The sequence below is a fragment of the Acidobacteriota bacterium genome (assembly GCA_016196035.1).
GTDB lineage: Bacteria > Acidobacteriota > Blastocatellia > RBC074 > RBC074 > JACPYM01.
In genome coordinates this window covers 1-24364 of the sequence record JACPYM010000064.1, presented here as the reverse complement: position 1 = coordinate 24364, position 24364 = coordinate 1, and the positions used below count along the sequence as shown (strand labels likewise).

Annotated in this window: 24 protein-coding genes and 1 tRNA gene; 17 read left to right on the top strand and 8 right to left on the bottom strand. The window is 56.8% G+C overall.

Translation table 11 applies throughout. The features are described 5' to 3' along the window. Window positions 1–31 precede the first annotated feature (31 nt). Together HY011_19330 and HY011_19325 are read left to right on the top strand one after the other, a co-directional pair. Entirely contained in the window at window positions 32–487 is a 456-nt protein-coding gene (locus tag HY011_19330; protein MBI3425094.1) for a hypothetical protein, read from the top strand. A 15-nt stretch (window positions 488–502) separates the two neighbouring features. Further along, the gene (locus HY011_19325) at window positions 503–919 is read left to right on the top strand and encodes a hypothetical protein (protein MBI3425093.1); all 417 of its coding nucleotides are present in this window, start codon (window positions 503–505) and stop codon (window positions 917–919) included. Window positions 920–1059: 140 nt separating this feature from the next. On the opposite strand, the gene pta is transcribed toward HY011_19325, so the two are convergent. Genes pta through HY011_19310 form a run of 3 tightly spaced genes read right to left on the bottom strand, consistent with a single transcriptional unit; the run spans window position 1060 to window position 3284 of the window. Next, complete coding sequence (gene pta / locus HY011_19320) at window positions 1060–2070, bottom strand: phosphate acetyltransferase (protein ID MBI3425092.1); 1011 nt, start codon at window positions 2068–2070, stop codon at window positions 1060–1062. Between the two features lie 30 nt (window positions 2071–2100). Beyond that, window positions 2101–2724 carry a DedA family protein gene (locus tag HY011_19315; protein MBI3425091.1) on the bottom strand — a complete coding sequence of 208 codons (624 nt, stop codon included), beginning with the start codon at window positions 2722–2724 and terminating at the stop codon, window positions 2101–2103. After that, window positions 2721–3284 (bottom strand): HD family hydrolase, encoded by a 564-nt coding sequence (locus HY011_19310; GenBank protein MBI3425090.1) that lies wholly within the window; start codon window positions 3282–3284, stop codon window positions 2721–2723. Before HY011_19310 ends, HY011_19315 begins: the two co-directional genes overlap by 4 nt. A gap of 119 nt (window positions 3285–3403) precedes the next feature. Here HY011_19310 and dusB point away from each other — a divergent pair, with 119 nt between their 5' ends. From dusB to HY011_19295, 3 genes are all read left to right on the top strand, one after another. Then, complete coding sequence (gene dusB, locus HY011_19305) at window positions 3404–4456, top strand: tRNA dihydrouridine synthase DusB (protein ID MBI3425089.1); 1053 nt, start codon at window positions 3404–3406, stop codon at window positions 4454–4456. A gap of 61 nt (window positions 4457–4517) precedes the next feature. Then, window positions 4518–5315, top strand: coding sequence for a caspase family protein (locus tag HY011_19300; protein ID MBI3425088.1), 798 nt, complete (start codon window positions 4518–4520; stop codon window positions 5313–5315). A gap of 131 nt (window positions 5316–5446) precedes the next feature. Then, a tRNA-Phe gene (locus HY011_19295) sits at window positions 5447–5522 on the top strand. Between the two features lie 140 nt (window positions 5523–5662). Here the strand turns inward: HY011_19295 and HY011_19290 are convergent. The 3 genes from HY011_19290 to HY011_19280 form a co-directional block, all read right to left on the bottom strand. Further along, on the bottom strand, window positions 5663–6058 hold the full coding sequence (locus tag HY011_19290; GenBank protein ID MBI3425087.1) for a helix-turn-helix domain-containing protein: 396 nt from the start codon (window positions 6056–6058) through the stop codon (window positions 5663–5665). Between the two features lie 35 nt (window positions 6059–6093). Next, window positions 6094–6285 (bottom strand): cold shock domain-containing protein, encoded by a 192-nt coding sequence (locus tag HY011_19285; protein ID MBI3425086.1) that lies wholly within the window; start codon window positions 6283–6285, stop codon window positions 6094–6096. A gap of 325 nt (window positions 6286–6610) precedes the next feature. Continuing rightward, a complete protein-coding gene (locus HY011_19280) occupies window positions 6611–7048 on the bottom strand; it encodes a hypothetical protein (GenBank protein MBI3425085.1) in 438 nt (145 codons plus the stop codon). Between the two features lie 1563 nt (window positions 7049–8611). On the opposite strand from HY011_19280, the gene HY011_19275 reads away from it, so the two are divergent. After that, the gene (locus HY011_19275; GenBank protein MBI3425084.1) at window positions 8612–10063 is read left to right on the top strand and encodes a VCBS repeat-containing protein; all 1452 of its coding nucleotides are present in this window, start codon (window positions 8612–8614) and stop codon (window positions 10061–10063) included. A gap of 320 nt (window positions 10064–10383) precedes the next feature. Here HY011_19275 and HY011_19270 read toward each other — a convergent pair whose 3' ends face one another. After that, window positions 10384–11139: a hypothetical protein gene (locus HY011_19270; protein ID MBI3425083.1), complete on the bottom strand. Its 756-nt coding sequence runs from the start codon at window positions 11137–11139 to the stop codon at window positions 10384–10386. Window positions 11140–11571: 432 nt separating this feature from the next. Here HY011_19270 and HY011_19265 point away from each other — a divergent pair, with 432 nt between their 5' ends. Next, window positions 11572–12825 carry an SGNH/GDSL hydrolase family protein gene (locus HY011_19265; protein ID MBI3425082.1) on the top strand — a complete coding sequence of 418 codons (1254 nt, stop codon included), beginning with the start codon at window positions 11572–11574 and terminating at the stop codon, window positions 12823–12825. Between the two features lie 64 nt (window positions 12826–12889). On the opposite strand, the gene HY011_19260 is transcribed toward HY011_19265, so the two are convergent. Further along, the gene (locus HY011_19260; protein ID MBI3425081.1) at window positions 12890–13717 is read right to left on the bottom strand and encodes a response regulator; all 828 of its coding nucleotides are present in this window, start codon (window positions 13715–13717) and stop codon (window positions 12890–12892) included. A gap of 201 nt (window positions 13718–13918) precedes the next feature. Here HY011_19260 and HY011_19255 point away from each other — a divergent pair, with 201 nt between their 5' ends. The 10 genes from HY011_19255 to HY011_19210 all read left to right on the top strand — a co-directional run bounded on the left by HY011_19255 (window position 13919) and on the right by HY011_19210 (window position 24037). Further along, window positions 13919–14494, top strand: coding sequence for a DUF1572 family protein (locus HY011_19255; protein MBI3425080.1), 576 nt, complete (start codon window positions 13919–13921; stop codon window positions 14492–14494). A gap of 246 nt (window positions 14495–14740) precedes the next feature. Next, window positions 14741–15160 (top strand): hypothetical protein, encoded by a 420-nt coding sequence (locus HY011_19250; GenBank protein MBI3425079.1) that lies wholly within the window; start codon window positions 14741–14743, stop codon window positions 15158–15160. Window positions 15161–15426: 266 nt separating this feature from the next. After that, window positions 15427–16467: a ketopantoate reductase family protein gene (locus tag HY011_19245; protein ID MBI3425078.1), complete on the top strand. Its 1041-nt coding sequence runs from the start codon at window positions 15427–15429 to the stop codon at window positions 16465–16467. A 325-nt stretch (window positions 16468–16792) separates the two neighbouring features. Beyond that, a complete protein-coding gene (gene bamA / locus HY011_19240) occupies window positions 16793–19807 on the top strand; it encodes an outer membrane protein assembly factor BamA (protein MBI3425077.1) in 3015 nt (1004 codons plus the stop codon). A gap of 55 nt (window positions 19808–19862) precedes the next feature. Next, window positions 19863–20426: an OmpH family outer membrane protein gene (locus tag HY011_19235; protein ID MBI3425076.1), complete on the top strand. Its 564-nt coding sequence runs from the start codon at window positions 19863–19865 to the stop codon at window positions 20424–20426. A gap of 54 nt (window positions 20427–20480) precedes the next feature. Next, the gene (locus tag HY011_19230; GenBank protein ID MBI3425075.1) at window positions 20481–21107 is read left to right on the top strand and encodes an OmpH family outer membrane protein; all 627 of its coding nucleotides are present in this window, start codon (window positions 20481–20483) and stop codon (window positions 21105–21107) included. A gap of 92 nt (window positions 21108–21199) precedes the next feature. Further along, entirely contained in the window at window positions 21200–22231 is a 1032-nt protein-coding gene (gene lpxD, locus HY011_19225) for a UDP-3-O-(3-hydroxymyristoyl)glucosamine N-acyltransferase (GenBank protein ID MBI3425074.1), read from the top strand. 64 nt (window positions 22232–22295) lie between these two features. Further along, a complete protein-coding gene (gene fabZ, locus HY011_19220) occupies window positions 22296–22730 on the top strand; it encodes a 3-hydroxyacyl-ACP dehydratase FabZ (protein ID MBI3425073.1) in 435 nt (144 codons plus the stop codon). Window positions 22731–22820: 90 nt separating this feature from the next. After that, on the top strand, window positions 22821–23591 hold the full coding sequence (lpxA, locus tag HY011_19215) for an acyl-ACP--UDP-N-acetylglucosamine O-acyltransferase (GenBank protein ID MBI3425072.1): 771 nt from the start codon (window positions 22821–22823) through the stop codon (window positions 23589–23591). A gap of 11 nt (window positions 23592–23602) precedes the next feature. Continuing rightward, window positions 23603–24037 carry a hypothetical protein gene (locus tag HY011_19210; protein MBI3425071.1) on the top strand — a complete coding sequence of 145 codons (435 nt, stop codon included), beginning with the start codon at window positions 23603–23605 and terminating at the stop codon, window positions 24035–24037. Window positions 24038–24364: the final 327 nt, after the last annotated feature.

Sequence of the window (24364 nt, the reverse complement as noted above, 5' to 3'; positions counted from 1 at the left end):
CGTCTTTTCGTTTCAGGTGAGGAAATAAGGCATGTCTGAACGATTGCCCAAACGCATCTGGTTGCTGCTGAGCGTGCTCTGGCTGGCCCTGGCTGGGCTGGCGTGCCGTCAGACTACTGCGCCGCCGCGTGAGGCTATGGCACATGAGGCGATGGCACAAAAGGCGGCGCCAGCCGCAACGCCCCAGAGCGTGGCGGTGCACACGGAGGTCGGCTTCGCTTCGCGCCAGAAATTCCAGGAGCATTTTGCCAAGCACGGGCGCGAATTCGGCGCAATCAAGGCGGACGAATACTTGCGGCAGGCGCAAACGTTGCGTGATCGTCCAGCCAGTAAAGACGTGCTCGAAGTCGTGCGGGCCGACGGCGTGATCGCGCGCTTTGACCAACAGAGCGGGGCGTTCGTCGCCTTTAATCAGGACTTGACCATCCGCACCTATTTCAAGCCGAATGACGGCGTGAACTATTTCTGGCGGCAGAGTCGCCGCTGAACGAGGAGCAAGCTGATGAGCAACAACGATCCGGTACGCGAACTACTGCGCGAACGCGGCAGCGTTGCCCACGTCATCGAAGGCGGTCTGGCTGGATTGCTGGAAAGCTGGGAAACCCTCGTGCGCACGGTCGAAGAGGGGTACACGCTGGGTTTGGATGATTATTTGAATGATTTGGACGTGCGGCAATTGCTTGAAGACGCTTTGGCTGTTGCCGCTGTCGCCGAACGCAAAGCGATAGTGCCGCGTCTGCAACGCGCCGATGAGCAAATGCAGGCACAAGTGCAGCCCACCGATGTTTGTCTTTGGGGTGATGAAGTCGCCGAAGAGGAAGGCTGGACGGCCCGCAATAACTGGTGGTATTTCAGCCGCCCGCGCCACGGCGATCCTGATTTTTTGGCGGAACTAACCGAAGCAGTTGGCGAAGAGTAGGCGCTTCGCCAATGCTCGACAGGCGAGAAATTGTCTGCCGCAAAAAAGCCCAAAAGACGCAAGGGGAATTCAAAGAGGGAATTCCCCTTGCGTCTTTTGGGCTTTTTTGCGGCTATGGTTTTGTTTGAACGAAGCCGATCCTACGCGCCTCGTTTGCGTGCCTGCGCTTGTACCGCCGTGATGGCGACGGCGTCCACAATGTCTTCGGCCTTGCACCCGCGCGACAGATCGTTCGCCGGTTTATCCAACCCCTGCAAAATTGGGCCGATGGCCGTCGCGCCCGCCAGCCGCTCCGTCAGCTTGTAGCCAATGTTGCCCGCATTGATGTCTGGAAATATCAACACATTCGCCCGGCCCGCGACCGTCGAGCCGGGTGCTTTCGATGCGGCAATGCTCTGGATCAAGGCCGCATCGAGTTGCAATTCGCCGTCAATCGCCAATTCAGGCGCGCGGGCGCGGACGGTTTTGGTGGCTTCGATCACCTTGTCGGCCAGCGGGTGTTGCGCGCTGCCTTTGGTCGAAAATGAAAGCATCGCCACACGCGGTTCAGCATCGAGCAAGGCGCGGCAGGTTTCCGCCGAAGCCAGCGCAATCTCGGCCAATTGCGCCGCTGTCGGATTGATGACCACTGCCGGATCGGCAAAGATCAATGCGCCATCCACACCGAACTCTTTATTTGGCACAACCATCACGATCACCGAAGAAACCAAGCTGTAACCCGCTTTCAAGCCCAGCGTGATCAGCGCGGCGCGCACAGTATGCGCTGTGGTATTGGTCGCGCCCGCGACTGAACCATCGGCCTTGCCCGCGCGCACCATCAGGTTGCCGAAATAGAGCGGGTCGAGCACCTGCTTGGCCGCTTCGTCGCGCGTGGCCCCTTTGGCGCGGCGCAGTTCGTAAAGCTCTTGGGTGTAGCGATCTAAATCGGACGAACGGCGATGATCGAGAATCGGCACGTTGGTGAGCGAAACGCCCAGCGCAGCGGCCCGGCTGCGCAGCTTTTCTTCGTTGCCGAGAACAGTCAGACGCGCCAGCCGCTGTTCGGCAATTTGCGCGGCGGCGACCAGCGTGCGGTCGTCGTCGCCTTCGGGCAGCACGATGTGTTGGAGCTGGGTCGCCGCGCGCACGCGGATTTTTTGCAGAATGTCCATGGTCGGTAGTCAGTAGTCAGTAGTCAGTAGTCAGTTGCTGGTTGCGGTGGCTTTGCGGTTTTTATAGAAGCGCCAGGCGAAGAGGGCCAACAGTAAAAGGACGATAACGGTGGCGGCCTTGCTGTAAAGTTCGAGATACTCCGCCGCCTTGCGCCAGTTGCCCGCGAAGATTTTGCCCAGATAAAGCAGGATCGCATTCCAGGCCAGCGCGCTGATGGCGCATAGCGCCGTCGTCACGGGCAGATTCATTTTCGACATGCCCGCGAAAAACGACACGATGGCGCGTGTCCCGGCCAGAAAGCGGTTGGCGACGATCACACCGTAACCGTAGCGCTGAAACAAACCTTCGACCTGTTGAATCGTATTGACCGGCAGCCAACGGCTGAAACGCCCGTCCACGATGCTGCTTTGAAAATAGCGCCCCACCAGATAGGCCGTCAGAAAGCCCAGCGTGCTGCCCAGCGTAGACACCAGCAGGGAAGACGCGAAACCCACCGTCCCCACGCCAATCATCGTCCCCGCAAAGATCAACACCACATCGCTCGGCGACGGCGGAAAAACATTTTCGATGTAGGCGACGAAAAACATAAACGCCAACACCCAGAAAGGCGACAATTGCTGCAACCAGCCGATGCCTTGTTCGACAAAGTTCATACTTTGGCTCTGCTCGCTTTCAACTGCTCAACCAATTCCACAATCAAGCCATCAAGGTTCAAGCCGGAAAAGTCGGTCTCCGAATTCTCCCAAAACTCTTGCAGGTTGCGCGCGCCGCCGCGCTCGTATTCGCGCGCCTGCAATAACAGGTCGAGCTTGTCGGCGGCTTTGACAAGGCGGGATTCCAGCGTTTGCCGTTCCTCGTATTCGCGCCAAACATCCAGATATGTTGAACCAAGCATGCCGAGCGGGGCCAGAATCTCTGCCGTCGCGGTTTCATCGGCCCGTTCCAGCGCGGCTTTGTCAAAATAACGTTTGATCGTCGCGGGCAAATCGCCGGTGCGCGTTTCGGCCAGGTCGTGCAACAACGCCATGCGCAAGACGCGCTCGACGTTGACTGTCTGGCCTTGCACCTGCACTTGATCGGCCAGAATCATCGCAATCCAGGCGACGCCAAAGGAATGGTCGGCGACCGATTCGACGTCGCGCACGCCGCGCAATAACCAGCCGGTACGCGGCACGGCTTTCAGGCGCAACAACTCATCCAGAAATTCAATCAAAGGTACTGCTTCGGTTTTCACAGCCGCGAAGCTAACTGGTTTTGGCGCGGCGCGTCAACCGTATGCTATAGTCCCGCGTTCGCCGAGCAGGGCGAATTCAGACTGTTAGAATGGACGTTATGCAGTACCCAGATTCCTTCGAAATTGCCGGACGCAAAATCTCGCCGCCGCTGGTGCTATCACCGATGGCGGGCGTGACCGATTCGCCCTTTCGCCGCCTGGCCAAACGCTGCGGCGGCATTGGGCTGATCGTCACCGAATTCATCAGCGTCGAGGGCCTGACGCGCGGCAACATACGCTCGCACGAGATGATAAAGTTCACGCCCGAACAGCGCCCGCTGGCGATTCAGATTTTCGGCTACGACGAAGTGCGGATGCGTTGGGCCGCTGAGATTGCTGAGGAAACGGGCGCGGATTTCGTGGACATCAACTGTGGCTGTCCGGCCAAGAAAGTGGTCAATGGCGGCGGCGGGTCAAGCCTCTTGCGCGATCTGCCGCAACTCAAAAAGATTCTGACCGAAGTCAAACGCGCCATCTCGATCCCGATGACCGTCAAGATTCGCGCGGGTTGGGATGACCAGACGCTCAATTGCGTCGAGGTCGCCAAGCTCATCGAAGATTGCGGCGGCGCGATGGTCACGTTGCACGGGCGCACGCGCGTGCAAGGCTATCGCGGCCTGGCAAATTGGGATTTGGTGCAGGCGATCAAGAATAACGTTTCGATTCCGGTGTCGGGCAGCGGCGACATCCTCGTGCCGCAAGACGCGTTGCGGCGCTTTGACGAAACCGGCTGCGACGCCGTGCACATCGGGCGCGGCGCGATTGCCAATCCGTTCATCTTCCGCCAGACCTGGGAGGTGATGAACGGCTTGGAGCCGTACCAACCGCCGCCGCGCGAATTGCACGAATTGCTGTTGCTCTTCCGCGATTACCTGCGCGAACACATGCCCGAACGCGGCGTGATCGGTCGTATGAAAATGCTCTCGGCGCAATTCCTACGCGGCGTGCCCAACGGCGCGGCTATCCGCACCGCGGTGTTGCGTTCAGACACCGTCGAAGGGATGGAGCCGCTGTTTGAAGAATATTTCGCGCTGGCCGAAAAGTTTGGCATTGATCCGGCGTTGCAAAGTGCACCTGCCGAAGATGCTGAATTGATGGAATGCGGGGTTTAATCCGCCACGCCGAACCCTGCCTTTCGCTTCATTAACCAAAACCTCGGAAAGGAGTCTTGCCATGTCGAAGAAAGCGCTTTGTGTCGGAATCAACGACTATCCCTACGGTGAAGAGAACGACCTCAGAGGCTGTCTCAACGACGCCCACGGCTGGGCGCAACTGCTCAAAACTCATTTCGGTTTTACAGACGTAAAACTGCTGCTCGACGCCCAGGCGACCAAGGCCAACATCCTGGCTGGTCTGAAAGATTTGCTGGCAGGCGCCAAGGCGGGCGACGTGCTGGTGTTTACCAATGCCTCGCACGGCACCTACGTGGCCGATAAGGACGGCGATGAGCCAAAGTATGACGAAGCAATTTGTCCGTATGATGTGGACAAGAACCTGATCATTGACGATGAACTGCGCGTCCTGTTTGCCGGCTTGCCCAAGGGCGTCAGCCTGACCGTGATTTCTGATTCCTGTCATTCCGGTTCGGTCACGCGCGCGGTTGTGGGCGATACGCCCGATCAGCGCCGCCACCGTTTCTTACATCCTAGCCTGCGTGGGGCAAAGGCGCTCAGTACGGCGGAACTGAAGGCCGCCGACAAGAAGAAAGAGAAATATCCTGAGGAAGGGATGAACGAAATCTTGTTGAGCGGCTGCAAGAGCAACCAGTATTCATCGGACGCCACCATTGACGGCCAGCCGCACGGCGCGATGACCTACTATGCGATCAAGGCGATCACCGAGGCGAATTATCAACTTACCTACGAAGAATTGCTGGCCCAACTCGTGCCCGCGCTGGACGAGGAAGGCTACGATCAAGTGCCGCAATTAGAAGGCAAAGCGCTGCACAAACAGAAGCAAATCTTTACCTGAAACCAGCGTTGCTGGGCGGCCAATCGAGGCTGTCACGCTAGCCCTGCCCTGTTGTTTGTGCGGACAGCAAAGTCCCAAGGCGCGGTTGACAGACCTCCGACCGGTCAGTAAGATGCGCCTTCGTTTTTTGAGGCCAGGTAGCTCAGTTGGTAGAGCAGCGGACTGAAAATCCGCGTGTCGGGGGTTCAAGTCCCTCCCTGGCCACCATCTTTATCAATGGGCCACGGGCGTAATCAACGGGCCTCGGGCGCGTATTGGTTGAGAATACCAGTCAGCGCCACAAACGGTTTTAGAGAAAGGGGAGAGCAACAAACTGCTCTCCCCTTTTCCCGTGTATTGGGTAGCGATCAACCCTTTCCTTTTCTAGCAGGCCCGCCGCGCCGCAATGCCGTTGCGATCTTCCCTGCCGCCGCCGAGGGCGCTTTGCCTGGCTGGCTGTTTCTTGTATCAGTGGGCCGGTCTTTCGTGATGTTCATTAGCAATTGAAGGTCTGATTCCTTGATCAGCCAATCTCGCCCACGCTTCCGTGCGGGAAGCCTGCCTTGCATAATCAGCAGGCCCACCTGCTGCGGGCTTCGATCAATCTCCTGCGCGGCTTCGATGGTTGTCAGCAGCCTTTCGGGTTTTCCATGCGCAAGAATTGGTTCGGTTTCTTTGGTTGGCTGGTCTGCCGTCTCTGACTTTTGCATTAACGTTCCTTCCTTCTCTGTTTGCTCGGTTGCTCCCGCTGTGGCTGGCGGCACATCTGGGCGTTATCAACGTCGCGCGCCTGGCGCCGCTAGGCCCGCCTGACGTTTTCGGCCTGTGGGCCCTTCTTGCCTGTGACAGTGTCGAAGGTGACCACATCACCCTCTTTGATTTGATCCTTACAGCCCGAAGTGTGAACGAAGATGTCCTTGCCGCCATCCTCGGGTGTGATGAAGCCAAAACCCTTGGCTTCGTTGAAAAACTTCACGGTACCTTTATGCATTTTCAATTACTCCTGATGTTGCGATATGCCGCGTGAGCGGCGGGTGAATTATTTCTTTGTTTAGCCCCCGCACCTGCGCTCCGCCAAGTTAGGCGGGGCGGTGAGGCAAGCGCGTCAGCGCGCAATCAACGTCTTACCAATTCAGCCAGAAACAGAATGAGGATGGCTAGCGCAAGATAGCCCAGCCTGCGCTTCATCAGGGAAGACAGGTTGAATTTCGGGAACTGCATGGAATTAAAACGTTCGACGGACGGCAACGATTCACGGCAATACAAGCAGGTGCGGGCGTCCTGGGGGTTTAATGCTTTGCATTCCCGGCAGCTTTTCATCGGCCCCTCGTTTTTGCCGCCGCGCGCTTTTTGGCGGCTTTCGTCTTGGCTGGCGGCGTCAGGCGCGCGGCAGGTTTTTTGGGTACGTTCGTGAGCCGGCTGATCTCGTGTGAAAGCTCGTCAATGAGATGGGCCACTGGGTTGAGGGCAATCGGGTAAAACGCCAGCCGTTCAACCCAGTGCGCATCATCGTCACAAGGCAAATGCAACAAATACGGCTCACAAGCCTCAGCAATGTGGATCGCATGGATTACCCGCTCTTCCTCCGGCAAGCTCTCAGACGCTTGTCTGAGGGCGATTTCAAGGCGCGCTTGGATGCCCTTTAGAATTATTGCTAGATGTTCGTCATTCATAATGATGTTCGGCCTTTCGCTTTCGCGGTCTGTTTCTTTGCCACTGACGCTGGTGTTTTGGCTTGTAGTTGCGATCTTCACTGGCCTGTCCTAGCGATGTCTCTCAATGTCCGTCTGCGTTGATGCGAGCGCCAGCCTGTCGTTCACCACGCGGACTTGTTTCCTTCACCGCGCGCGTCAGCTTGTTCCCTCGAAACCACCTTTGTCAAAGGGCAGCGATTATTCAAAGCGTGCGGTAAAAAAGGGCTGGCCGTCATTCCGCTCAATCGCACTGGTTATCGGTTCGGTGGCGCGTGGCAAAGCGGCAAGGCCGAAGACAGCAAGGCGCGGCTGGCGGCTGGTTTCACGGGTTGGGAAAGCGATAACGCCAAGTTCGAGCGTGAATTCGAGCGCGGCGGCAAAGTCTTGCGCGCCGCTGATGGCGCGCGTGATGCGCCATCGCCGCCAAGCTGTGAAAGCGCAAAACAGGTATTTCTACGTATTGTTCGTGCGGCAACTAGGGCGGATACTGCTCATCGAAGCGGGGCTTACTTGGATGTGGGGTCCAAGGTGACCTGCTTTAAGTATCAATGAGCCGGAATCTTCGTGGGGAGGATTCCGGCTTTACTTTTTTGCGCCTGGAGTCCCGCTGTTGCTTTCGCTCTTGTCCGGGCGTTTGTGAGATCGATAGCGTCCAAAACAGCGCGTGAGACGTGCTTGCCGCAATGGCGAGAAAGGGGATAATGGCCTTAAGCGTTTGGCAAACAGGAGGTGCATTATGACTAAGTCTTTTCTGCGCGTAATCCTTATCGGTCTGTTATCTGTGCCGGGGGTTGCTTACCAGCAAACACCGCGACCGCCCAGAGCTAAAAAAGACTGTAACTGTGAGGCGAAATTTAAGGCGTGTAAGCAATATGCAAAGAATAAAGCAGCAAAGAAAGCGTGTGAAGAGGATCAAAGAAGTTGTTTAGCTGAGTGTAAAGGCGGACAGAGCTAAAGCATTAAAATTCTATTCCAGCCTTTAGAACTTTGACTTCAAGCCCATTCGCTCGCCACATGCTAAATTGCACGGGTCTATCTTATATCGCTTCTTTCCTTAAGCACCGATTCAAAAGCACCACGGTTCTATTGGGAATGTTGAATACCGTATTTGGCATAATTGAACGGTAAATTATTAGCCTGCTTTGCCCGCTGTAGGCGTATACACGCAACGCTCACCGATTAAAATCAGAAAATGTGAAGCGGGGTTATTTACAAGCCCACGCTGCTAGGCTAAAAGGTACGCGCACCAAACAACACTCCCCTGAACAACTCGCCTGAAAAGGCAATCAATCAATCGCAGTCTTGCGCGACTGCCATAACTCACACGATAGCCCCGTACCCGTTTACCCAACGCTCTTATAACTCAACCACAAGTGTGTCCAGGTAGACACTGGCAAAGTGGCTTGGCTCGGCTGGCCGCAGTTTGCCGTAGGTTCGGAGTGTGCCCTCAGGTCGGCGTGAATTTGTACAAACCGCGCAAGCAATCCCGAAAAGGAGGGTCGTGGTTCACAAATGATGACGACAAAAAGCCACTAACTTGAGGCGCAGTAGCCATCGGCTCTTCAGAGAGGTGAGTTAGAGCCATCATCATTTGTGAACCACGACCGAAAAGGAGTAGCAGTAGTGTCTTTTTACGGAATTTCTTTGCGCCCGTGTCTTTGGCGGGTGCTCGGCATTTTACTGATCATTGCGCTCGCCGCAGGCTGGCGCTTCGAGCGTGTTGCGCCCGCGCAAACGGCGCTCGATAGCGAGGAACTGGCCTTTGTGCAATTGATCAACAATTATCGCCAGCAAAACGGGCTGGCACCCCTACAAGTCTCGGTCACCTTAACCAACGCCGCCAAATGGATGAGCGCGGATATGGCGGCCAGAGGTTATTTCAGCCGCACCGACAGCCTGGGGCGTGATCCATTTGTGCGCATGGCGGCGTTTGGCTACAACTACCAAACGTATAAGGGCGAAAATATCGCCGCAGGCAATTCGACGGCGCTGGCCACGTTCAATCAATGGAAGAACTCAGCGGGGCATAACCAGAACATGCTGACCTCGGCTTATACGGTCATGGGCATTGGCCGTGTCGCCGCGCCCGGCTCACCCTATGGGTATTACTGGACGAATGATTTTGGCGGCTACGTTGATCAAATCATCCCGATTGGGCCGCCGCCCAGCCCGATGCCTACGGCCACGCCGACGCCTTTGCCGATTCCGGTGTTCAGTTTGAATCGGGCCTTTGATTTCGATGGCGACCGCCGGGCCGATTTAGGGACGTGGCGACCGGTGACCGGCGTTTGGAATTTGCTGTATAGCTCGACCGGCGGACAGCAGACGCGCACACTGGGCACGCAAGAAGATATTTTGGTGCCCGGCGATTATGACGGCGATGGCAAGGTTGATCTGGCGGTCTGGCGTCCCAGCACGGGGCTTTGGTCAGTCGTGAATAGCGCCACGGGTATGCTCAGGACGCAAGCTTGGGGATCAGGGGCGGCGGCTTATGCCGACATCCCCGTGCCCGGCGACTATGACGGCGATGGCAAGACGGACATCGCTGTTTGGCGGGCGACGACGGCCACCTGGTACATTCTCACTAGCTCTAACGGGCAATACCGTGTGCAAGCGCACGGCGCGCCGGGCGATCAACCGGTACTGGGGGATTTCGATGGCGACCGCAAAGCGGATTTGGCGGTGTGGCGTCCCAGCACAGGGGCGTGGCTGATTCTCAACAGTTCGACAGGCGTCTTGCGCAACCAGGCTTGGGGTTTGGGAACTGCGCCGTATAACGACGTGCCGGTGCCGGGCGATTATGACGGCGACGGCAAAACGGACTTAGCGGTCTGGCGCACTTCAACGGGTGTTTGGTACATCCTCAATAGTGCGACCGGCCAATACCGCATCCAGCAGTGGGGTCTACAAGCCGCGCCTTACAATGACGTGCCGGCGCCGGGTGATTTCGACGGCGACGGCAAGACGGACATCGCAATCTGGCGCGCGGCGACGGCGACCTGGTACATCCTCAACAGCTCCACCGGCCAGGCGCGTGTGCAGCAATGGGGAGCCACTGGCGAGAAGCCGCTCTAAAGCTGTCTGATAAAAAGAGCGGCGGGGAGTTCGACCTACAGGCCGAACTCCCCGCCGTTTTGTTCGCTTGTCATGCGACCTTCGCAGCAAGCACGTGCGACAAGCAGACAGCGTTAGATCAGTTTTCATATCAGTGTATGAGAAAAACCGCGCAGCGGGACGGTACCGCGCGCGTGAGCAAGCGGAGCCTGGGCGGTTCAGCCAGTAGCGTCAGCTTGACGCGCCGCTTGCTCACGCGCGCGGTACCGTCCCGGCACAACGCACTCCCGTAAACTCAATTGCAAACTGCTCTAGTTTGAATTACCTGAAGAGAGGATTGGCTATAGTCGTAACATCGCCGCCACGTTGTCCAAGTGTTTGGCCGCCGCCGCCCAGATGGTGCTCAGCGTCACATCAAGGCGTAGATGATCGGTTTGTCCCAAGCCATTCACGCTGGGCTTGATCTCATACTTTTTCATCAGCGTCGCGCCCGGCTCACTGGCAATCTGTAAAATCCCGCTGGCGTGCATCGCGCCCCAGGCCTGGCCTGCTTCCGTGTAAGCTTCCAGGGCTTGCGCCATCTCAGCCTTGAGCGCGTTTTCGGGCAAGGTCGTCAAGACCTCCTCGACCGTCGGCTTGATCTCAAGCAGCAGGTTGCCATATTGCAAATAGGGCAAGCCGATCTGCGCGGCATCGGCGAGTTTGCGCAACGCCAAATAAGCTTTGCGCGTCGCCGCTGGCACGGGCGTCGGCGTGGCGGCGGGCGGATTTTGCGGCGCTTCTTCGCGCGGTTTGGTGGCCGCCGTTTCAGAATTGGCAAAATCCAGGCTGGCGATTTCATTCATTTTGAGCGTCAAGCGCCCGCTCACTGTTTCGATCTGCACGGTTTCGGAGTCAGCGCGCAAGAAGGCGCCCTTGACCGTTAGGCCTTGGTTGAAATGAATGATGACTGCGCGTTTGGCAGGCAGGGGGACGACCGGTGTGGCGGTGGCGCGCGGCGCGAGCTTTGACCTGTTGCGTGCGTTGCTTTGTCCCACGGCAATGCCCACCATGACGACAAGGACGACGAGTAACGTTGCGCTTCTAATCTGATTCATTGGTAAGGCCTTTCTGGGGAGAAAATCGAAATTGCCAGCCTTGTGTTTGAAAACACCACTTCGCGGCTAAGTGGAAAATCTATGCCAGACGCCGGATGCTTAATTACAAAGATTTCCCCCGTGCTTTTGCCCGAAAAATAGACTGATCGGCCTGGTCATTGGCCCGCAATGGTTCAGTCGGTGTACGTTCCCGAGCCGGTCTGGTGAGTCAAAAGTTCATTTGCGCAGGGTTTAAGCTGAGTTGGCGCGCGCGCTGGCAGCCCCCGAATTTGCAATGCGTTGCACTTCGGATGCTTGCAATCGGGCCGTAGTGTTGCCATCATCCCGCCCCCGATTCCCCCCAATTTAATGGTTCAAGCACCCGGAAAATGGCCCGCTGCAAGAGCGGGCCGCGCAACGCTTCGCCAGTGTTGGCGAGGCTGAGGAGAGATCATGAAAGCGCTCAAGAAATTTATCGGCCTCGGCCTGTTGTTGCTGCTGACGGCAACGGCGCACGCCCAGGACGGGTTTTACCTGAAGAGCGGTGACCGCGTCGTCTTTTATGGCGATAGCATCACCGACCAGCGGCTTTACACGACGTTTGTCGAAACCTATGTCCTCACGCGGTTTCCCAAATTGGAAATCAGCTTTGTGCATTCGGGCTGGGGCGGCGACCGCGTGACGGGCGGCGGCGGCGGCACGATTGATCTGCGCTTGCAGCGCGATGTCCTGGCGTATAAACCGAATGTCGTGACCGTAATGTTGGGGATGAATGATGGGCGCTATCGGGCCTTTGATGAGAAAACCTTTGAGGCTTATGCGAATGGTTATCAACATATCGTGCAGAAACTCAAAAGCGATTTGACCGGCGTGCGGATGACGTTGATTCAACCTTCGCCGTATGACGATGTGACACGCGCGGCCACGTTTGAGGGCGGTTATAACGCCCTGCTCCTGCGCTACAGCCAATACGTCAAAGAGTTGGCGGCCAAAGAACGGCTGGATGTGGCTGACTTGAACTCGGCGGTCGTCGCCGCCTTGAAAAAAGCCAACGCCGCCGATGCAGTCACGGCGCAGAAAATCATTCCCGACCGTATCCATCCGGTGGCCGCCGGGCATTTGCTGATGGCGACGGAGTTGCTGAAAGCCTGGAAAGCGCCCGCCCTGGTCAGCGCGGTCGAACTTGACGCAACTCTGGGCGTCGTCAAGCAGATGGAAAATACAAAGGTGATGGAGTTAAAGAATGAGGGCGGGTTGGCCTGGACGCAGACAGACAATGCGTTGCCGCTGCCCGTGGACATGAGCGATGCGGTGATGGCGCTGGCGGTGAAATCCTCTGACGTGATGGACAGCCTGAACCGGCAACTGCTGAAAGTTACGGGTCTGACGGCGGCGCGTTATCAACTCAAACTTGACGGCGAGGCCCTCGGCGATTTCACCAAAGAGCAATTAACCGAAGGCGTCAATCTGGCTTGGTTTTCAACTCCGATGGCCAAACAGGCGGCGGCGGTTCACGCGCTGACGTTGAAACACAACAACCTGCATTTCGCCGCTTGGCGGCAGGTGCAGGTGCCTTTCCAAACCAGCAAATCGCCCCACATCGCCAAAGCCATTGACGCGCTGAACGCGTTGGAACAGGAAGTCATCGCCGAACAGCGGGCGGCGGCGCAACCCAAGCCGCATCGCTATGAATTGCTGCCCAAGTAAATCCCGAAATACGAAAGGGCATCCAATGGATGCCCTTTCGTATTCGCAGTCTGGCGTATCAACCTCAGAGATATTTGACGAACATCAATTCGTTGCGCCGTTCGTTGTAAACCAGATCGTCCACCAGTTGATTGGTCAGCAAAATGCCGAAGCCGCCCGCGCGCAGGCCCTTTTCATCGCGCACGGTGACGTGACGGAAGGGGTCGCCGCTGGGATTGCCGATAGCCGCGTGTTCAAGCTGTTCGGGATCGAAGCCTTCGCCGGGGTCTTTGATGTGGTAGATGATCGCGTGTTTGAGGCGTATGCAAGAGACTTCGACGAATTTGGTCGGATCGAGTTTGCCGCCGTGTTCGATGGCGTTGTTGAGCATCTCGCGGAAGGCGTAGGCCATCGCTTCGCGCGTCTCTTCGGGCAAATCGGCTTTGAGTTGAGTCAGCAGCTTTTGCAGCCAGGGCACGGCGGCCAGATCGCAAGGTACGCGCAATTGCACCCATTGGGGCGCCGCAGAAAGGATTTCAATGCCGTTGAGTGGCTCTTCTTCGAGCGCGTGGTTGATCGCGCCGCGCAGGTCGGCCAGAGAAAAGGGTTTGACGAGAAAATCCTGCACCCGTTTGCGCAAGGCTCCCAGCACGGTGTCGGGCGTGCCATACGCCGTCATCATGATGCAGATCGGATGCGGTTGAAGCTGTTGCACACGCTCAAGGAATTCCAGCCCATCCATGCCGGGCAGCATGTAATCAATCAGTGCCAGTTCGACCGGCTCCTGGTTGAGGAGTTCCAAGCCTTCCTCCCCGCTCTGGGCGCAGACCAGCCGGTGCCCGTCGCCAGCCAACGCGGCCTCGATCAATTGATGCAACGCCGGATCATCATCAACTACGAGGATTTGACTCATTGCTTCCTCTTGCGCTTCGCTGTGCTTAGCGCGTTCAAAACTCGCTTGCTGCTGCGTCCGCTACGCAAGCGGAGGGTATTATGCCTATCACTGGTTTGTTTGACCAGCGGGCGTTTGGCGCAAAGTACATTACGCCAACGCCGCTGGCGGCGGATTGAAAAACTTATGGTCACTTGACCGTACCGCAACGAGGAAACTTGCATGACGAAAGAATCACCAAAGCTTTATAGCCTTGAACCGCCCGCCGCGCCCCTACCCGCTGCGCTGGCGTTTTTGCGCCAGGCACGCTTTCGTTTGCGCGAGGATTATCCGGTGAAACTCAGGCTGGCCCTCGCGCCAATGAATGAGGAGCAAATCTGGTGGCGGCCCAACAACGCCAGTAACAGTATCGGCAATCTGTTACTGCATCTGTGCGGCAATGCGCGCCAATGGATCGTCGCCGGGGTCGGCGACACGGCGGACGTGCGCACGCGGGCCGCCGAGTTTGCCGCGCAAGGCGCGTTGGACAAAGAAGCCTTATTGACCCTGCTGGAAGCTACTTTGACGGAAGTAGACGGCGTGCTGTGCAGTCTGGAAAGTGAAGTCAGCGCAAAAGCCTCCGACGCGCCATTGCAACGTCTGATCGTGCCGCAAGGCTTTCCGCAAACCGTGCTCGACGCGATCTTTCACGTGGTCGAGCATTTCAGCTATCACACCGGACAGATCGTTTATCTGACCAAGCAAGTGAGTGAACAGCCCACGCGGTTTTACGATGAACGCGCGCTGAATCAGGAATGAGCGCGAAACGCCGCGTGTGAAGGCCGCCTTGCCTAGCCTGAACCGATGCCGTAAATTACCAATCGTTGTACGCCCCCGTAGCTCAGGGGATAGAGCATCTGCCTTCAATCAGGAGCCTGTTTGGGGAAAAACAACTCAAACAGTGGAGGGTGCTATATCGGTGAATCTCTAAGGACTGCCGCGTGCAGTCTATGACAACACCGAGGAAACCTGACAATTTTGCCTTTACCTAGAGGTGAGGTGTTTATGGAAATTCAGCGACATCACACCAAAAGTAAAGGCGACTTAGGCGTGGCAAAGGCTTACTGTGATTTGGTTGAAAAAGGGTATTTGGTTTTATTCCCTTCAACCGAGCACGCGCCGTTTGATCTGGTTGCTTATGATGGCACTCGCTTCATAAGAATTCAGGTTAAATATCGGCGCGCGAACCGAGGCGTTTTGTTAGTCAACCTGATGAATTGGTGGGCTGACAGAAATGGCTCGCACGGTAAGCAAGTTGATAAAGCGCAAGTTGATGTTTTCTGCGTCTATTGTCCTGACACTGACAAGTGTTATTACTTTAAGGCAGAACAGGTCAATGTCTCTGTCAGCTTGAGAATTGAGTCGCCTAAGAATCATCAGATGAAGAACGTGAATTTCGCTGATGATTACATTGGGGTTCCGTAGAGGCCATACGCATCCAGGCTGAAATGCCTAAGATATGGTCCAGACTACAACTCGTGCGAAGTTCGTGCGGGGCCGGGGAAATCCGGAGTGGTAGGCTAAGCAGAGGGTCGCACGTTCGAGCCGTGCCGGGGGTACTTCCAAGCGAGCAGAGATCGGCAGCGCACTGAACCGGTCTCTGCTCTTTCCTTACAAACAACGTTTCCCGCATTAGCACGACTTCCCCTAAGCACGCAGCTTGATGGCAACAGGTATTCACGGAGGCAGCGATGAGATTCATCATTCATGGCGCAGGTGCCATCGGCACCCTGGTGGGCGGTAAATTGGCGGCGGCGGGCGCAGAGGTTGTCTTAGTGGCGCGTGAGCTTTACGCCGAAGCCATCAATCGCAACGGCTTGCGGTTGCTTACGCAAGCCGGGGAAGCGCAGGTGCGCAACCTCACGGCAGTCACGCATCCGGCCCAACTCACGCCCCGCGCTGAGGATGTCATCCTCTTGACCGTCAAGACGGCCCAGACCGAAGAGTCGGCTCATGTGTTGCGCGACGCGCTCGGCGAAGAGACGCCGATTGTTTGTTTGCAAAATGCGGTGCGCAATGAAGAGTGGGCGGCGCGGCGCTTCAAAAATGTGTATGGCGCGATGGCGGGCATCAGCGCGACCTTGGTGGAACCGGGTGTGGTGGCATGGACGATGGGCGACACAATCAGCTTGGGCAATTACCCGCTCGGTTTTGATGAATTCGGCGCTGAACTGGCCGCCGCCTTGACGCAAGCGGGTTTTCGCACTACCACGCACGAACACATTATGGGAGTGAAATGGAGCAAGCTCTTGCTCAACCTCAACAACGCCACGCTGGGCATTATAGATAGCTATGTGCAATTGGCGCAGGTGACGCCCGCCTTGGCGTACTTTATGTCCGAAGTGCTTGAGGAAGGACTGCATGTGCTGACGGCCGCGCACATCGTACTGGATGCTACTCCTTATAATGTGCCTGCTGTTGCCAACCAATTGCGAAATTGTGTCGAAGATACCGAAAAGATCCGGGCCGCCCAGTCGCTGCCGGTTGAATTACGCACCTATCCCTCGACCTGGGTGGATTTGAAGCAGCGGCGCGGCGCGACCGAGGCCGGCTATTTTAATGGCGAGATCATCCTGTTGGGCGAAAAGTATGACGTGCCCACGCCCTATAACTCGACTGTACTCAACATCGTTGAGACGATGGCCGTCGAACAACTCGAGCCTGGCAAACATAGTTTGGATGAATTAGTGGGGCTGGTGGAACAGCGGCGCTTGATGATTTATCACAGTTGAGCGGCCCAAATGCGGCTTTTCCCTTGCAGAAAGAAACTTTGGCAAGGGCTTCTTTTCGCCAACGTTGGCTGTTCAACACCGGGCTGCATGCGTATAATGCGCGACTTGTAATTTGTCACTGCAACCTTCACAACCGTAGACGTTCATGACGTTGCGGCGCTGAAAGCTGCCAACTCGGACAGCGCGGCCTGAAACGTAAGAGGAAATTTGCGCGCTGTTGAATCACCCCAATCATCCATGACGAAAGTTTTCTGAATGCAGAGTTGGCCGTCATTCCGCAGTGTGTGTAGGGGCAATGGCCGATCATTTAAGTGGGAGAGGTTTCATGACCAAGCGCTTTAATCTTCAGACGAGCGCCTTGATCGCAGCAATTTTTTCGGCATTTCTATCGTTCGTGATCGTGCGTCCCGTGTTGGCGCAACAAGCTGCGCAGGACGTGTTGGTCGAAGATGTGGAAATCCGCGGCAATCGCCGCATTCCGAAAGAATCCATTCTTTATTATGTGCAGAGCAAGCCGGGCGACCGCTATAGCCAGGCGTTGGCGCAGCGCGATCTGGAAGCGATTCTGGGTTTGGGTTTCTTCGATCCGCTGCAAACCAAACTGCTGCTGGATGACGGCCCGCGTGGCGGCAAGGTCATCATTTTTCAGGTCAAGGAATACCCGATCATCCGCGATTTGCAGTATCGCGGTCTGAAATCGGCGACCGAAAGCGATGTCCTGACCCGCTTCAAAGAACGCCGCACCCAAGTCAGCAAGGAAAACCAACTCGATCCGGCCAAGGTGAATGCGGCCAAGATCGTCTTGCGTGAATTGCTGGCGGAAAAGGGACATCCCCAAGCCGATGTTTCAATCGAAGTCGAAGACATTTCCGCCACCACGGTCGCGTTGATCTTCAATGTCGAAGAAGGGCCGCGCGTGCGCGTGAAAGAAATCGTCTTCACTGGTGAAAAGGGCGATTTCTCGCAACGCCGGTTACGCGGGGCGATGAAGTTGGTGAAAGAAGCGGGCATTATCTCGACCTTCAAATCCGCTGACATCTATTTCAAAGAAAAATTGCAGGACGACCTGGAGCGCGTGCGCTTTTTCCTGGGACAAAAAGGCTACCTGCAAGCCAAGTACAGTGAGCCGATTGTTGAAGATGCAGGCAAGGTGAGCGGCGGGTTGCCGCTGCCCTTCTTGCGAAAGACAGGCCCTGGATTGCGGGTGACGATTCCCATCGAAGTTGGGCGCCGCTACAAAGTCACCAAAGTCGAAGAAAAAGGTGTGACGATCTTCCAACCCGGCGTGATCACGGCGGTGTCGGGCATTAAGGTCGGCGAATACATCAACATGAAAAACATTCAGGAGAATGTTTTCAAAGGCGTCAAAGACCTATTCGGCACGCAGGGTTATATTCAAGCCGAGGTCAACTTCAATCCCAAATTCAACGACACGTCCGCGACCGAGGGCGAAGTCGAAGTGACGTTGGAAGTGGACGAAGGCCGCCAGTTCACCATGCGGCGCTTGGAATTCATCGGCAACACCAACACGCGCGACGTGGTGCTGCGCCGCGAAGTGCTTGTCAACGAAGGCGACCCGTATAACAAACGGTATTGGGATTTGTCGGTCTTGCGCTTGAACCAACTCGGCCTCTTTGACGAGATCAAGGATAAAGATGCGATCACGCGCACGAACGACCGCGACCAAACCGTAGACATTGATTTGCAGGTCAAAGAGAAAGGCCGCCAGCAGATTTCAGTCAACGGCGGCGTATCCGGTTTCCAGGGCAGCTTTTTTGGTGTGCAGTACGAGACGAACAATCTTTTAGGTTACGGCGAATCGCTGGGCATTTCGCTATCAGGTGGTAACCGGCAATTGGCGGCCAGCATTAGTTTCACCGAGCCATACTTTCTGGGCAAACCCGTCAGTCTGGGCTTGCAGTTGTTTGCGCAGAAGTATCAGTTCATCGGCTCCGGGTTCAATTTCAATAACGCGACCGAACAACTGCAAGCCAGTTTCTTCGGGCTGTCCAGTTTGAACGCCGATACGCTCTTCACGCAGAACACGGTGGGCGGCACGGTCAGCATGTCGGCGCCGGCGGCGATTTTTGCCAACACCTTTTTTGGACGCAAGGTGCGCAGCTTCGCGGGACTGTCGCGGTTAGGGTTGTCATACTCGCTGACTGCAACGAGCACGCAAGACCCGAAGGTCAATCGTGACGGCGACCCGAAAAACGACATCCCGGTGACCTTTGCGCAACCGCGCATCATCACCAGCCGCATTGTCCCGTCGCTTTTTTATAATTCGACCAACGCTTCGCTTGATCCGACCCGTGGGCAGAGCCTGTTCCTGGGCCTCTCACTGGCAGGCGGCTTTCTGGGCGGCGACGTCAGCACGTTTGCGCCCTCGCTCGAATACAAACGCTTCATGCCGGTCTTCCACCGTCGTTCGGATAAACCGCACGTGCTGGCGATGCGGTTTCGCGCTGACCACATTCGCACCTATGGCAGTTCTTTCGACGGTTGCGACCGCGTGCGCGACATTTGCTCGCTCTCGTTTATCGGCGGCATCCCGATTTACGAACGCTTTTTCCTGGGCGGCGAATACGACATTCGTGGCTATAACATCCGCTCCATTTCGCCGGTCGTGGCGAGCGATTCGTTCCTTTCGACCAAGAACGTCGTGGCGAAAGTCGTTGATCCGAACGATTCGACCCGGCTGATTAACCCGCCCGTCGGGCAGGTGGATTCCAGCGTGATTCGCAATTTTACTTTCCAAGCGCCAGAGAAAGGCTGCACCGAAACGCCGTCGGCGAATTGCAACGTCGTCAATGCGCAGCGCTTTTTCACGCCCATCGGGGGCGACACCCAGTTCATTTACAACCTGGAATACCGCGTGCCCATCGTCAGCATTCTGGCAATCGCCGCCTTTGCCGACATCGGTTCGGTCTTCAACGCGCGCAAATACAAAGATCAGACCACCAATACCGGCTATATCAATCAGCAGATTGCCCCCAACGGCGTGACGCTCAATCAGGCGGGTCGCGTGGCGACGGCGGAAGAATTGGCGAGTGCGCCGCGTGATGATTCAGGCAATCCGATTGGTTACCGCACGATCTTCTTGGAAGGCGATTCGCGTAGTTACAACATCCTGCGCAACTCGCAAGCCAATCAGAAATTGTTTTCCGACATCCGCTCTTCTTTCGGCATGGAAATCCGCGTGCAGATGCCGGTGATCAACGTTCCGTTCCGGCTGATTTTTGCCTACAACCCGCAGGCGAAGACCGATTTGACCGATCCCAAGGTGCTCTTTCTCGAACGGCGCACCGCAGTGCGGTTTAGCGTGGGACGCACGTTTTAAGCAAGGTTGGGGCGCTGGTTGAGGCGCTTACGAAAAGATAGGAGATGATTTTTCAATGAAACTGAAATCGAATTTTATCCTGCGGCTATCCGCACTCATGCTGGTGCTGTCGTTGAGTGCCGTGGCGCAGGATGCTGGCAAAACCAAGGTCGGCATTCTTGAGTTGGCCGCCTTTCGCACCGAAATCGGCGAACTCAAAGTGAAATACGAAAAGCTGCAAGTCGAATTTGGGCCGAAACAGCGTGAACTGGAATCCATGCAAACCTCGCTGGAAGCCAAACAAAAGACCTTGCAGGAAGCGACGAACCTGACCCCGCAACAGTCGGCTGGCCTGCAGGAACAGATTCAATCCCTGCAAAAGGAAATAGCGCGCAAGGGCGAAGACGCCCAGGCGCTGGCGCAGAAACGCGAACAGGAGGAAACCGGCGCGATCTATGACAAGATCAGCAAATTCCTCGAACAGTATTGCGCGCAAAAGGGCATTACCCAAGTGCTTGAAGCCGGGAAGTTGCGCGAATCCGCGTTAGTCGTGTATGCCGCGACAGCGGCCTTTATCACCGACGATTTCATCAAAGAATATAATAAAGCGAACCCTGCGCCGGCGACGGCGGCCAAGTAGCTGTGGCAATTCTATATTTCGATCCCGTAAGGAGCCGTAAGGAGTATGACAAAGATGAACAGAATGTTTTTCACCGTGGCGTTGCTCAGCGCATTGTCGCTGGCCGCTTTCGCACAAACCCCAACCCCACCGTCGCGCACCACTGCGGCACCCGCTGCGGCTGCCGCGACGGGCGGCACGGGCGCTGAGGGTAAAATTGCGGTGCTCAACACCGCCGCGTTTCGCGTCGGCCTCAATGATCTAAAAGTAAAGCTCGATGCGCTCAACACTGAATTCGAACCGAAGCGCAAAGAACTGGAGGCCTTGCAGGCGGATGTCGAGAACCTCAAAAACAAAATCAATACCCAGGGCGCCACGGTCAGCGCCGCCGTGCGCAATGGCTGGGTCGAGGAAGGCACTGAAAAAGAGCGCCGCCTCAAACGGTTGAATGAGGATTACGAAGCGCTCGGCCAAAAGCGGCTGGGCGACGTGCAAGGGCCGGTTTATGACAAGGTTGGCAAGTTGCTCGAAACCTACTGCCAGCAGCGCGGCATTGTGTTGGTGATTGAAGCCGGCGCGGCGCAACAGGCGGGCGTGCTATTGTTTGCTTCGGCGACCTCTGACATCACCGAAGATTTCATGAAGGAATATAACAAGGCCAACCCCGGTGGCGCGGCTCCGGCAGCAGCGCCGAAGAAGTAGGCAGTCAGCGGTAAGCAGTAGGCAGCAGGCAGCCCGGAAAAGCAGCGTTCCGCGGTTGGCTGCTGCCTTTTGTTTTGTGCGGAGAAGATGCGATGAAGTTGGCGGCACTAGCAGAACGAATCGGCGCTGAGTGGCATGGTGACGGCGACGCTGAAATCACCGGCGTGGCGCCGCTCGACGCTGCACAAGCGGGCACCGTGACTTTTGTCGCCGAAGCCGCGCGGCTGGCCGCTGCCGCCAGTTGCGCCGCCACGGCCTTAATCGTGCCCCGCAAACTGGCCGAACATCCGGCGCTGGCCCATAGCAATTTGCTCAGCGCCCCCAACCCAAAACTCGCCTTTGCCCGCGCCATTCAACTGTTTTACGGCAAGCCTTACGTCGCGCGCGGTGTCAGCGCAGACTTGGCAATGGGCGAAGGCTCAGCCATCGGCGCGGATTGCTCCATCCACCCGCGCGTCACGATTGGACGCAACTCGCACATCGGCGACCGCGTCACGCTGCATCCCGGTGTGGTCATCGGCGATCACTGCACGGTCGGCGACGACTCGGTGTTCTTCGCCAATGTTTCGGTGTATGACGACACGCTCATCGGCGCGCGCTGCCGCATTCACAGCGGCGTGGTGATCGGCGCGGACGGTTTCAGCTTCACGCCCGATGAGCAGGGGCGGCAATGCAAGCTCTTGCAAGTGGGCCGCGTCGTGATCGAAGACGATGTCGAACTCGGCGCGAACTGTTGCGTAGACCGCGCGGGCTTTGGCGAAACGCGCATCCGGCGCGGCGCGAAATTCGACAACCTGATTCAGCTCGGCCACAACGTCGAAATCGGCGAAGACACCGTCGTTGCCGCGCTCGCGGGCTTTTCCGGTGGGACGAAAATCGGCAAGGCCTGCATCATCGCCGGGCAAATCGGCACCAACCAGCACATCACGGTTGGCGACCGCGTCACCATTACCGCGCGCACCGGCGTGACCAAAAGCGTCGCAGCGGGCAAACTGGTCGGTGGTATGATGCCGGCGATGGATTATCAGGCCTGGCGCAAATCGCAGGTGCTGTATGGGCGTTTGCCTGAACTGTTCGACCGCTTGAAAAAACTGGAAAAAGAGCTTGATAAAAGTGCCCAATGATCAACGGCTAGTCGAATGGCTTTTTCACTGACCACTGACCACTGACCACTGACCACTGACACCAATGGACATCAACGAAATTCAAAACATCATCCCGCATCGTTACCCGATGCTACTGGTTGACCGTGTACTTGAGATCGAGCCGCTCAAACGTTTGGTGGCGATCAAGAACATCACGATGAATGAGCACGTCTTTCAGGGCCATTTTCCCGGCGCGCCCGTATTTCCCGGCGTCCTGATTATCGAAGCGATGGCGCAGGCCGGCGCGATTTTGCTGTTTCGCGAAATCCCCAACCGCGACGAAAAGCTGCTCTATTTCACCGGCATTGACGAAGCCAAATTCCGCCGTCCTGTCGTGCCTGGCGATCAGGTGCGCCTCGAAGTCACCGTGCTCAAATACAAAATGGGCTATGCCAAGCTGCATGCTGAGGCGTTTGTGGATGGTCAATTGGTCGCCGAGGCCAACATCTCTTCCGCGCTGGCTGACCGCAAGAAATAGTTGCCAGTTGTCGGTCGTCAGTTGTCGGTTTGAAAGAACCCTTTCGATTGGCAACCGACAACCGACAACTGACGACCGACAACTGAAGCTATGCTCCATCCCACCGCGATCATCAGTGCCAGCGCCGAACTCGGCAGCAATGTCAGCGTCGGCCCGTATTCGCTCATCGGCGCGCACGTCAAATTGCACGACGACATAGAAATTGCCGGGCACGTCGTCGTTGAAGGCCCCTGCGAAATCGGCAGCGGCACTAGCGTCTATCCCTTCGCCTCGATTGGCCAACCGCCACAGGATTTGAAATTCAAAGGCGAAGAGACGCATCTCGTCATCGGTCAGCGCAATGTCATCCGCGAATACGTCACGCTCAATCGTGGCACGACCAACGGCGGCGGCATCACGCACGTGGGCGACGACAATCTGTTTATGGCCCAGGCGCACGTCGGGCACGACAGTCAGGTCGGATCGCACAACATTTTTGCCAATGCCGCGACGCTGGCCGGGCACGTCACGATCTGCGATCACGTGACGGTGGGCGCTTACAGCGGCGTGCATCAATTTTGCCGCGTCGGCGATCACGCTTTCATCGGCGGCTATTCGGTCGTGGTAAAAGATGCGTTGCCTTACGCGCGCACGGTCGGCAATCACGCGTCGTGTTATGGCGCCAACACGCTTGGCTTGCGGCGCAAAGGCTTCAGCAACGAAGCGATTCGCCATATCCAGCACGCCTTTCACTTGCTGCTGTCGGCGAAGCTGAACACTGCGCAGGCGTTGGAACGCATGAAAGCCGAGCTGAGCGGCACACCTGAGATTGATTACTTAATCCAATTCATCGAAACGTCGGCCCGCGGCGTGACAAAGTGACGAGGTTCCCCATGGAATGGCAACGGCTGGAACAACTGCGCGACCTGCTGCAAAACGAAGAGGAATTCGGCAAGGTTTTCGCCTTCTTTTTCGATCATCTGGGTGAGAACGAAACCTTCATCCAGGCCGGTGTCGCGGCGACCTCCGACTTCCAGGAAGAGTTGATGCCCATCCTTGAGAGCATTCTCAAACGCATGGTCAACCGCGAGGTGCTGATCGCCCAGTTGCTGCTCACCGAAATCCAGACGCAGCGCTTTTTTCACGGCCCCTGCTTGTCAGACGCGGGCTTTGGCTGCGTGCTGTATTTCGATGATTTGAAGATGGGGCTGGTTTCACTCTCGCCCGGCCTGGGTTCGGGGATGGTGCATTACGCGCGTTTCACCACCTTGAATGTGAGCGGCAAACATTTTGTGCTGCCGCCGCGCAAACGCGAGACCTCGCATTGAAGTCGCTCGGCAAACGTTCCGTAGCGCGCCCGCTGATGCATTATCAACTGATGTTAGGCAGGCGAAGAATTGCAAGAAAGGTTGACACCCTCTGTGTGCCGAAGGCACAGCGGATTTTAGCCGGTGGTGGAGGCCTAGCCGCAACCACCGGAAGCAGGCGCACACGCCCCGCGCCCCGGGAGGGGCGCAGGACAAGCCTCCCCAATCAACAGCCACACAACGGTGTCTAACCTTGCTCCCGTGTCCGCATAGAAGTTGCAATAGCGTAGCGGGCAAGCTCAGTCCTGCGCCCCATCCGGGGCGTGCGTGGCTGGCGTGCCGGGTTCC